Raw genomic sequence first — 10,275 nt, 5'->3', positions numbered from 1 at the left:
CGCCGCATGCCGACGCGAGCTTCGAGGGCGCGTTGCGCGGCGCGATCCAGGCCGCGCTGCATTACCCGGAATCGGCGCGTCTCGCGCAGATGTCGGGCCGCGCGCGCGTGGCGTTCCGCTACCGCGACGGCGCGGTATCCGACGTGCGGCTCGTCGCGTCGAGCGGCGGGGGCCTGCTCGACCGCGCCGCGCTGGCGGCCGTGCGCGACGCTTCGTACCCCAAACCTCCCGCCCAGCTCGCGGGCCAGACGCTGGCCGAGCAGCTGTGGGTGACATTCGATCTGGACGACACACCATGAACGTATTTTCCCGGGCCGCATGGCTGGCCCTTTCCGGCGGTTTCGCCCTGTCGTGCACGGCCTCGGCCTTGGCTGCCGAGGCCGCCAAGGCGGCGCTCCCGGCCGGCGCGCCCGTCCATCATGTCCTGCTGATCAGCGTGGACGGCCTGCACGGCAGCGATCTCGCGCATTACGTGGCCGCCCATCCGTCGAGCGAACTGGCGCGGCTCGCGCGGCGCGGCGTGGAGTACACCGCCGCGCGCACCGTCGAGCCGGCCGATTCGTTCCCGGGCCTCGCGGCCCTCGTGACGGGCGGCACGCCGGCCGAAACCGGCATCTACTACGACGTCAGCTACGACCGCACGCTCGCCGCGCCGGGCAGCGACTGCACGCACCCCGGCACGCGCGTGCCGTTCGACGAGAGCCTCGACCGCCGCGACGCGGCCGGCAACATCGGCATCGATCCGGCCCGCCTGCCGCGCGATCCGGCGCGCGCTTGCGCGCCGGTCTGGCCGCATGCCTACCTGCGCGTCAACACGATCTTCGAGGCGGTGCGCGAGGCCGGCGGCTATTCGGCCTGGATCGACAAGCACCCCGCCTACGAATTCGTCGAAGGCCCGTCGGGCCGCGGCGTGAACGATCTGTTCCTGCCCGAGATCGGCGCGAACTTCGAGAAGCTGCAGCCCGACGCCGCGCACGCGAGCGGCATCACCGGCTCGCTCGCGCGCACCGAGGCCTACGACGCGATGAAGGCGAAGGCGATCGGCGAGGAGATCGCGGGCCGCACGCACGACGGTTCGGCCGCCGCGCCGGTGCCGAACGTGTTCGGGCTGAACTTCCAGGCCGTCAACGTCGCGCAGAAGCTGTACGGCTATCGCGACGCGAGCGGGGCGCTGACGCCGGGCGTGGACGCCGCGATCGGCCATGTCGACCGGCTGCTGGCCGGCTTCGACGCCGCGCTGCGCCGCCGCGGCCTGCTCGACGACACGCTGGTGGTGGTCACCGCCAAGCACGGCAACGGCCCGTTCGACCCGGCGCGCCTGCACCGGATCGACACCGCGAAGCTGGAGGCCGCCATCGCGCAGGCCGCGCCGGGCGCGCTCGCGCAGCTCACGCCCGATCACGGCGCGCTGGTCTGGCTGAACGATGCGTCGGCCGCGCCGAAGGTGGCGGCCGGGCTTCAAGCCCAGGCGCAGGCGCTCGGCATCGCCGAGGTGCTGACCGGCGACGCGCTCGCTCAGCGGCTCGGCACGCGCCCCGGCGATCCGCGCGTGCCCGACCTCGCGGTGGTGACGCGCGACGGCGTCATCTACACGAAACCTGGCGACGGCAAACTGGCCGAGCACGGCGGCTTTCACGACGACGACACGCAGGTGGCGCTGCTGGTGTCGAGCCCGCGCCTGAGCGGGCAGGGCGGGCGCGTGAGCGCGCCCGTGTCGATCGCCAGCGTCGCGCCGACCGTGCTGGCCTCGCTCGGCCTCGATCCCGCGCTGCTGCAGGCGGTGGCCGAGCAGCACACGGCGCCGCTGCCGGGCCTGCATTGGCGCGCCGCCGTGCACGACGCCCACGCCGTGCACGACGCCCACCGCACCGGAACGCCTTCTTGAACACCACGCCGTTTGTCGCCCGCGCGGGCGGGTACCGCCCGCGCATCCTGCTGGTCGAGGACGATCTCGCGCTCGGCCGCGAGATCGCGGCCGCGCTCGAGGATCACGGCTTCGCCGTTGAAACCGCCACCACCGGGCAGCGCGGCATGCGGCGCGGGCTCGACGAGCGGTTCGACGCGATCGTGCTCGACCGCATGCTGCCCGACATCGACGGCATGTCCGTGCTCGCGACGCTGCGCAATCTCGGCCGCGACATGCCGGTGCTGATCCTCAGCGCATTGGCCGGCGTGGACGAGCGCGTGCGCGGGCTGCGCGGCGGCGGGGACGACTACGTGACCAAGCCGGTCGACGAGCTCGAGCTCTCGGCGCGCCTGAACGCGCTGCTGCGCCGCCACCGGTCGCCGGAGCACGACACCGTCCTGAGCTTCGCCGATCTCGCGCTCGACCTGCGCACGCGCGCCGTGACGCGCGCCGGGCAGGCGATCGAGCTGAAGCCGCGCGAGTGCGCGCTGCTCGAAACCCTGATGCGCCAATCGGGGCAGGTGGTCACGCGCGCGATGCTGTTCGAGGCGGTGTGGAATTACCACTTCAGCGCGCAGTCGAGCGTGATCGACATCCACATGGGCCATCTGCGCCGCAAGATCAACCTGAACGGCGCCCTCGGGCCGCTGATCCATACCGTACGCAATGTCGGCTACATTCTTCAGGCAACGCCTTGACGCGTTGGGCCGCGCGCGCACCAGCGCGGCCGTCTGGCTGTCCGTCGTGTTCATCGTGGCCGCCGTGCTGCTGTTCGGCCTGCTGTACTGGACGACCGAGCGCTATCTGATCCACGAGGTCGACGAGCGGCTCGGCGGCGAGGTGGCCGAATTCCACACGCTCGGCGGCGCCGGCGGGATCGCGTCGATCGCCGCGCTGGCGCGACGCGACGTGGCCGTGAGCCGTCCTTACGGTTTGTTCGACGGGCAGGGCCGGTGGCTCGCGGGCAATATTCCGAGCCTGCCGAGCCGGCTCGTGCGCAAGCCGTTCGACTATGCCGTGACCGGCCCCGACGGCGTGCTGCGCCATTACCGCGGCATCGTGGTGCCCACCGTGGGCGGCTGGCGCGTGGTGGTGGGGCACGGCATCGACGGCATTCTCGCGTTCGACCGCACGCTCGTGCGCACGCTGCTGATCGGCCTCGCGCTGACGATCGTGCTGTCGGGCGCGCTGTGCGCGGCGCTGACGGTGCTGTCGAACCGCCGCATCCGCCGGATCCGCGACAGCGCCGACGACATCATGTCGGGCGATCTCGGCCGCCGCCTGCCCAGCGACGGCTCGAACAGCGACCTCGACCGGCTCGTCGTGATCGTCAACCGGATGCTCGAGGAGATCGAGCGGCTGGTGGTGGAGGTGCAGGGCGTGTGCGCCGGCATCGCGCACGATCTGCGCACGCCGATGGCGCGGCTGCGTGCGGGCCTGGAGCGCGCGCGGCGGCGCGCGGTGTCGCCGGACGACTACGCGCACGCGGTGGACGTGGCGATCGAGGAGGCCGATCTCGTGATGGCGCGCTTCGCGGCGCTGCTGCGGATCGCCGAGGTGGAGGCGGTGGGGCGGCGCGAGCGGTTCCACGCGGTCTCGCTCGACGCGCTCGTGCAGGATCTCGCCGATCTCTACGAGCCGGTGGCGGAGGCGCGCGGCATCGCGTTGCGGGTGGGCGCGGCGGCGACGCCGGCCGGCGTCGTCGGCGATCAGGATCTGCTGTTCGGCGCGCTCGAGAACCTGCTCGACAACGCGTTGAAGTACACGCCGCCGGGCGGCACCGTCAGCCTCGATGCGCAACTGCGCGACGGCCCCGGCGGGCGGCGCGCGGTGCTGTGCGTGGCCGACAGCGGGCCGGGCATCGCGGAGGCCGAGCGCGCGGCGGTGCTGCGGCCGTTCTACCGGGCGGCCTCGGTCTCGGCGTCGGCTTCGAGCGAGGCGTCGGCGGACAGCGGCCACGCCGGCCACGGCGTGGGCCTGAGCCTGGTGGCCGCGATCGCGCGGCTGCACGGCGCGGAACTGACGATCGCCGACAACCGGCCCGGCTGCCGTGTGGAGCTGCGGTTCGCCGCGTTGGCTTGAACGAGGCGCCGGGCGCGCCTCACTCCACCTTGAGCCGCTCGATCGGCCCCATCATCACGGTGTAGGCGAGCACGCCGATCAGCGAGACGATCGCGCAGAAGCCCAGCGCCCATTCGAACGAGCCGGTTTTCTGCACGATGAAGCCGATCGTGATCGGCGTCACGATGCCGGCGATGTTGCTCGCGAAGCTGGCGATGCTGCCGGTCATGCCGGCCAGCTTCACCGGCGAGATTTCCGACAGGATCACCCAGGTGGTGGACGACATGCCCTGCGCGAAGAACGCGAAGCAGAGGATCGCCATCACCAGCGCGTTCGAATCGGTGAAGTTGGCCAGCACGATCGAGCCGGTCAGCGCCAGGCCGATCACCATCGGCAGCTTGCGGGCCACGGTGACGGAATAGCCGCGCCGGATCATCCAGTCGCCCCACCAGCCGCCGAACATCACGCCCACGGCGGCGGCCAGATACGGGCCGATGGCGGCCGCGCCGGCGTGCAGCATCGACATGTGGCGCGCCTGAATCAGATAGGTCGGGAACCAGGTCAGGAAAAAATAGAGCGTGGTGGTGCCCGCGAACTTGCCGAGGCACACGCCCCAGATCTGGCGAAAGCGCAGCAGCTTCAAGCACTGATCCCAGCGGAAGCCCTCGCGCGCGCGGGCCGCGCCCGCGGCCGCCTGCCCCTCGCGGATGTAGTCGAGCTCCTGCCGGTTCGCCTGCGTGCTGTGCTCTGGTTCGCGATAGCAGGCGAACCACACCACGGCCCACAGCATGCCGGCCAGCCCCGTCGTCAGGAACACGCCGCGCCAGCCGTAATGCGTGGCGATGAGGAATTCGACGGGCGTGAGCAGGGCGGTGCCCAGATAGATGCCCATCGAACACACGCTGCCCGCCACGCCGATCTCGCGCTGCGGGAACCACGAGGTCGTCACCTTGTTGTTGGCCGGGAACGCGGGCGCCTCCGTCGCGCCCACGCCGAAGCGCAGGCCGAACAGCGAGGCGAAGCCGCCGGCGAACACCTGCAGCACGGTGGCGAGCGACCAGCCGGCCAGGCACCAGCCGTAGACGCGGCGCGTGCCGAAGCGGTCGAGCACGTAGCCGCCGGGAATCGTCGCGATCGCGAAGGCCCACGAGAAGGCCGAGAACAGGATGCCCATGCCGACCGGCGAGATCGCGAATTCCTTCGAGATCAGCGGCGCCACCACCGACATGTTGGCGCGATCGAGATAGTTGATGATCGTGCCGATGAACACCAGCCCGAGCATCGTCCAGCGTACCCGGGTGCGCCGTTCGGCGCCGGCCATGGCGTGCGGCAGCACCGCCGCGCTTGCGTCGTCCTTCATGATCGTGTTGTCTCCGTGTCTGGTTTGTTGTTCGACGGGCGAGGCCCGTGTTGGGGTCAATCGAGCAGGCTGTCGTCCACCTCCAGGCGGGCGGCCCAGTCGCGCAGGGCGGCGACCGTCTGCGGCGCGAGCGCGATGCCGTCGCGGCGGCTGCGCGCGATGTTGCGCGCGGCCTGCTCGCCGGGCAGCCGCACCGGCCGCTCCGGATCGATCGGGGCGTTGGCGTGGCACTGGTCGACGAAGAAATCCATTTGCGCGCGCGCCGCGTCCGCGCCTGCGAACGCGGCGGGGTCGATCAGTTGCAGGTAGACGCTCGCGCCCCACTGCTTCGGCGCGTCGAGGCGGCCGAATCCCGACAGGCCCTGGGTCAACGCCTCGATCATCAGGGCCAGCCCGAAGCCCTTGTGGCCGGCTTCGACGCCGCCGAGCAGCATCAGGCTGCCCCGGTCGCCGCTGCGCTCCATCACGCCGGGGTCGCGCGTGGGGCGGCCCTGCGAATCGAGCAGCCAGGGGTGCTCGAACAGCTCGCCCGCAGCCGCTTTCCGGCGCGTCATGGAGACGGTCGTGAGCGAGGCGCTGGTGTCGATCAGCACGGGGAACGCCGAGGCCGGCACGCCGAACGCGAACGGATTCGGGCTGAACAGGCCTTCCTTGCCGCCGAACGGCGCGACCAGCCGCGTGTGCGGGCCGGACGAGGCGATCGTCACGTAGTAGCCGCGGTCGGTGGCCTGCTTGGCCAGCGCGGCCAGGCAGCCGATGTGATGGCTGCGGCGCATCGCGAACGTGAACACGCCGCATGCCGCGATCCGCGAAAACCCCAGCGCCATGGCCTGCTGCATCAGCCACAGGCCCGGCAGGTAGCGGCCGTCCCAGACGACGGTCGCGCCGAGATCGCGGATCGTGTCGGGCTCGCCGTGGCCGGTCATCGCGCCCGAGCGCAGTTCGTTCAGGTAGGGGCCGCATTGCGCGAGGCCGTGGGTGCCGCGCCCCATCATGTCGGTCAGCACCAGCATGGCGGCCACGGCGTCGGCCTTGTCGCGGTCGAGCCCCGCCGCGTGCAACAGGTTGCCGGCGAGGGCGGTCAGGGGGGCTTCGGGGCGAAGCAGGATTTCGGGTCGTTCGATCGTCGACATGAGGAGCAGGGGATTTCGGCGTGCGCGTGCGACGCGGGTTGAGTAAGATTCGTCACTCAAGGCTATCGCCGCGCCGCGCCCCTGCATTTCCACCTCGGCATCGATTGATACTGATACGGAATCAATGATCACCTACGTCCAGTTGCGCTGTTTTCTCGCCGTGGCCGAAGACATGAACTTCCGGCGCGCCGCCGAGCGCCTGAACATGACCCAGCCGCCGCTCACGCGGCACATCCAGGCGCTCGAACATGCCGTCGGCGTCAGCCTGCTCGACCGCGGCACGCGCAAGGTCGCGCTCACCGCGGCCGGCGCCGCGTTCGCGCGCTCGGCCCGGCTGATCGTGGGGCAGACGAACGCCGCGATCCTCGACGCGCGGCGCATCGCATCGGGCGATCAAGGGGCGATCACGATCGGCTTCACGGCCACCTCGAGCTATCGCTTCCTGCCGCGCTTCGTGCAGTGGCTGCAGGAGCGGATGCCGGGCGTGGCGCTGAGCCTGCGCGAGATGACGTCGGCGGAGCAGCGCGCGGCGCTGCGCCTGCAGCAGATCGATATCGGCCTGTCGCGGCCGCCGATGCATGCGCCGGGCCTGCAGACCCGGCTCGTGTTCCGCGAGCCGCTGGTGGTGGCGCTGCCGAGGCGGCACCGCCTCGCGGGCCGCCAGGAGCTGACGATCCACGATCTGACCGACGAGAACCTGATCACCTATCCGCCCGTGGAGGGCGTCTATTTCCACGATCTGATCGAAGGCGTGCTGAACGCCAATCACGTGCGCGTGGCGCAAACCCAGCACGTGACGCAGGCCCATTCGATCCTCGCGCTGGTGGGGGCGGGCATGGGCGTGGCGCTGGTGCCGCGCTCGGCCGAGAGCATTCATTTCGCCGACGTGATCTTCCTGCCGCTGACGGGGCCGGGCGCCGCCGAGGCCGAGCTGGTGCTGGTGTGGCGCGATCCGTCGAACAACCCCGCGAGCGACGCCGCGATCGCGCATCTGGAAGGATTCGACGGCCAGACGGGCGCGTTCGCGGACGACCGGTAGGCGGTTCGCCGTATCGCTGCCCGCCATCGGCCTGGCATGCGCCGCTGGAATATCCCCATGCGAAGCCCGCATCGCCGGCGAGGCAGCCGGCGCTAGGATGATGGGCCGTCGACGGGAAGCGCGGGCCGCGGCGCATTCGTTGCGTCTGCAACGGCCGCGTTCCCGGCGTATTCCCGACATGCCACGTTCCAGGCCGTTTCATTGAAATCGTCATCGCTTTCCCCATCGATCCGCCGGCTGCTCGCCCTGAGCGCGGCGGCCTGCCTTTCGTCGGCCGCGCACGCCGGCGCCGCTGAACCGCCGGCCGGCGTCCGGGCCGTTTCGTGGCTGGTGCTCGACGGCGAGTCCGGCACGACGCTGGCCGAGCACAACGCCGATGCCGAGCGTCAACCCGCCTCGCTGACCAAGCTGATGACGGCCTGCCTCGTGCTCGACGCGCTGAAGCGCGGCGCGTTGCGATGGGACGAAAGAATCGTGGTGAGCGAGGCCGACGTGGCCGGCGTGGGCGCCGACGAAGCGAGGATGTACCTGACGCCGGGCCAGGCGGTGCCGGTGAAGACGCTGGTGCGCGGCCTGATCGCCGCCTCGGCCAACGATGCCGCGATGGTGCTCGCGCGGCGCGTGGGCGGCTCGCCGGCCGCGTTCGAGCAACGCATGAACGCGGCCGCGCAAGCGCTGGGCATGACGCATACGCATTTCACGACGCCGTCGGGCATCACGACCCCCGGCAACCATTCGACGGCGCGCGATCTGTCGATCCTGGCCCTGCACATCACGCGGGCGTTTCCGGAGTACTACGCGTTTTCATCCGACGCGCATTTCGCGTACGGGCGCTTCAGCAAGCGCAACAAGAACTGGCTGCTGGGCAAGGATCCGTCGGTCGACGGCATGAAGACCGGGCATACCGAGGCGGCGGGCTATTGCATCGTGGCGACGGCGAAGCGCCGGCAGCCGCATCCGGCGATGATGCGACGCGTGTTCGCGGTGCTGCTGGGCGCGCCGAGCGCGCCGGACAGAATCGCCGGGGCGGCCCGTTTGCTCGACTACGGATTCTCGGCGTTCGCGGATGTCCCCGGCGGCAGCCGGGGCGATCGCGGTGCGGCCACGCGGCCGGCCGTTGCGGGCAAGCCCGCCTGAGACGGCGCGAGCGCGCCGCTCACGCGTTGTCGAAACCGACCTGCGCGAAGTTGCTCTGCGAGTGATCGTAGGTATCCGTGACGTTGCGCAGGTGTTTGTCCCACACGCCGAACCAGCGGAATTCGAACAGGTAGATCTGAGGCAGGTCGCGCTGCACGAGCGTCTGCAATTGCGCATACAGCGCGACGCGCTTGGCCAGGTCCGTCTCGATCTGCGCCGCTTCGATCACGCGATCCGCCTCCGGGCTCGCGTAGCCGGCCGCGTTCTGCCACGCGACGCCGCGCACCGCCGCCTTCGACCAGAAATACTGCTCGACGCCGATCTGCGGATCCTGCCAGTTCACACCCCACGAGCTGACCAGATCGAACGTGTAGTCGGTGAACACGTTCTTCGTCCACGCGGCCAGATCGAACGCGCGCAGCGTCACGTCGATGCCGACCGAGCGCAGCGCCTGCCGCACGAATTCGCCGGTGCGCTGATAGTCGTCGCCGTACGGGATGAAATCGTGGTTGATGTGGAAGCGCCAGCCGTCGGTCTTGCGCGGATAGCCGGCCGCGTCGAGCAGCTTCTCGGCGGCCGCGCGGTCGAACGCGTATTGCGGTGTGTCCGGCGTGTAGAACGTCTTCAGCAGCGACGACACCGGGCCGGTGGCCGGCTTCGCGTAGCCGCGCCACACCGTGTTGACCAGCGCCGTGCGGTCGATCGCATGCAGGATCGCCTGGCGTACCTTCAGGTTGCCGAGGATCGGATGGCGCAGGTTCGGGATCAGCCAGAAGTTCGCCGCGAAGCCGTTGTAGCCGGCGCGGCTCACCACCAGCGACGGTGCCTTGGCGAGGCGGTCCGCATCCGAGAACGTGACCGGATTGCGCTCGCCGTATTTCGCCGAGCCGGTTTCGAGCGCGACCGCGCGCGCGCCGGCGTCGGGCACGATCTTCCAGGTGATGCCGTCGAGATACGGCTCGTTCTCGCGCCAGTAGTGCGCGAAGCGCGTCAGTTGGATGTCGCTGCCGCGCTGCCAGCTCTTGAACGCGAACGGCCCGGTGCCGACCGGACGATTGTTGTACGGGTTGTTCAGGATGTCCGTGCCTTCGTACAGATGGCGCGGCAGGATCGGCGCGGCGATCGCGTCGAGCGCGTTGACGATCACCGGCGACGGCTTCGACAGCCGCAGGACCGCGGTGTGGCTGTCGGGCGTATCGACGCGCGTGAGGTACTGGAACAGCCGCCGCGCGACGGGCGCGTACTGCTTCCAGATCACCTCGCCCGAATACTTGACGTCGGCGGCGGTGAACGGCTTGCCGTCGTGCCACTGCACGCCCTGGCGCAGCCGGATCGTCCAGCTGAGCCCGTCGGCCGACGGCGTGACGCTCTCGGCCAGTTGCGGGCGCGGCTTTAGATCCGCGCCGTAATCGAGCAGCCCGTCGAAGATCTTGCTGGCCACCGCGCGGCCCGGCGTCGACGTGTTCAGGAAGATCGCGAGCGTCGGCGGCTCGGGCGTGACGATCGCATCGAGCACGCCGCCGCGGCGCGGCGCGAGGCGGCCGCCGCTCGCGCCGGGGTCGGCGTCGGATCGGAAGAGCGGCGGGTAGTGAGAGCGTGTGGGTGGCAGTTGACGATAGGGTGTTGGTCGAATGCGTAA

Annotated in this window: 9 protein-coding genes; 6 read left to right on the top strand and 3 right to left on the bottom strand. The window is 70.6% G+C overall.

Features of this window, described 5'->3' with window-relative positions; genetic code table 11:
* The 4 genes from G3N92_RS25815 to G3N92_RS25800 form a co-directional block, all read left to right on the top strand.
* Positions 1–299: energy transducer TonB (locus G3N92_RS25815; protein WP_206130425.1), on the top strand; the 299-nt coding region annotated here is incomplete at its 5' end.
* Complete coding sequence (locus G3N92_RS25810) at positions 296–1,885, top strand: alkaline phosphatase family protein (RefSeq protein ID WP_206130424.1); 1,590 nt, start codon at positions 296–298, stop codon at positions 1,883–1,885. The genes G3N92_RS25815 and G3N92_RS25810, both read left to right, overlap by 4 nt.
* Positions 1,882–2,604 carry a response regulator transcription factor gene (locus tag G3N92_RS25805; RefSeq protein ID WP_206130423.1) on the top strand — a complete coding sequence of 241 codons (723 nt, stop codon included), beginning with the start codon at positions 1,882–1,884 and terminating at the stop codon, positions 2,602–2,604. The genes G3N92_RS25810 and G3N92_RS25805 overlap by 4 nt, the downstream gene beginning before the upstream one ends.
* Positions 2,573–3,988 carry a HAMP domain-containing sensor histidine kinase gene (locus G3N92_RS25800; protein WP_206130422.1) on the top strand — a complete coding sequence of 472 codons (1,416 nt, stop codon included), beginning with the start codon at positions 2,573–2,575 and terminating at the stop codon, positions 3,986–3,988. Before G3N92_RS25805 ends, G3N92_RS25800 begins: the two co-directional genes overlap by 32 nt.
* Before the next feature lie 19 nt (positions 3,989–4,007).
* Here the strand turns inward: G3N92_RS25800 and G3N92_RS25795 are convergent, their stop codons facing one another.
* Both G3N92_RS25795 and G3N92_RS25790 read right to left on the bottom strand, forming a co-directional pair.
* Positions 4,008–5,327 (bottom strand): MFS transporter, encoded by a 1,320-nt coding sequence (locus G3N92_RS25795; RefSeq protein WP_241015021.1) that lies wholly within the window; start codon positions 5,325–5,327, stop codon positions 4,008–4,010.
* A gap of 56 nt (positions 5,328–5,383) precedes the next feature.
* Positions 5,384–6,460, bottom strand: a complete 1,077-nt coding sequence (locus tag G3N92_RS25790) for an Ldh family oxidoreductase (RefSeq protein WP_206130421.1) — start codon at positions 6,458–6,460, stop codon at positions 5,384–5,386.
* A 124-nt stretch (positions 6,461–6,584) separates the two neighbouring features.
* Between G3N92_RS25790 and G3N92_RS25785 the strand changes: the two genes are divergently transcribed.
* Together G3N92_RS25785 and G3N92_RS25780 are read left to right on the top strand one after the other, a co-directional pair.
* Positions 6,585–7,499 carry a LysR family transcriptional regulator gene (locus G3N92_RS25785; protein ID WP_206130420.1) on the top strand — a complete coding sequence of 305 codons (915 nt, stop codon included), beginning with the start codon at positions 6,585–6,587 and terminating at the stop codon, positions 7,497–7,499.
* 237 nt (positions 7,500–7,736) lie between these two features.
* Positions 7,737–8,636, top strand: coding sequence for a D-alanyl-D-alanine carboxypeptidase family protein (locus tag G3N92_RS25780; RefSeq protein WP_339385816.1), 900 nt, complete (start codon positions 7,737–7,739; stop codon positions 8,634–8,636).
* A gap of 19 nt (positions 8,637–8,655) precedes the next feature.
* On the opposite strand, the gene G3N92_RS25775 is transcribed toward G3N92_RS25780, so the two are convergent.
* A partial coding sequence (locus G3N92_RS25775) for an ABC transporter substrate-binding protein (RefSeq protein ID WP_206130418.1) occupies positions 8,656–10,275 on the bottom strand: 1,620 nt, incomplete at its 5' end.

Source organism: Burkholderia sp. Ac-20379, assembly GCF_017104645.1.
Taxonomy (GTDB): Bacteria; Pseudomonadota; Gammaproteobacteria; order Burkholderiales; family Burkholderiaceae; genus Burkholderia.
Note: the sequence above shows the minus strand (reverse complement) of the source record. Positions and strands in the feature narration are given on the sequence as shown.

What these genes read in the sequence shown, in the direction of transcription:
- G3N92_RS25810 (WP_206130424.1), top strand. Translation starts at nt 296, where the DNA reads ATGAACGTATTTTCCCGGGCCGCATGGCTGGCCCTTTCCGGCGGTTTC.
- G3N92_RS25785 (WP_206130420.1), top strand. Translation starts at nt 6,585, where the DNA reads ATGATCACCTACGTCCAGTTGCGCTGTTTTCTCGCCGTGGCCGAAGAC.
- G3N92_RS25800 (WP_206130422.1), top strand. Translation starts at nt 2,573, where the DNA reads ATGTCGGCTACATTCTTCAGGCAACGCCTTGACGCGTTGGGCCGCGCG.
- G3N92_RS25795 (WP_241015021.1), bottom strand. Translation starts at nt 5,327, where the DNA reads ATGAAGGACGACGCAAGCGCGGCGGTGCTGCCGCACGCCATGGCCGGC.
- G3N92_RS25790 (WP_206130421.1), bottom strand. Translation starts at nt 6,460, where the DNA reads ATGTCGACGATCGAACGACCCGAAATCCTGCTTCGCCCCGAAGCCCCC.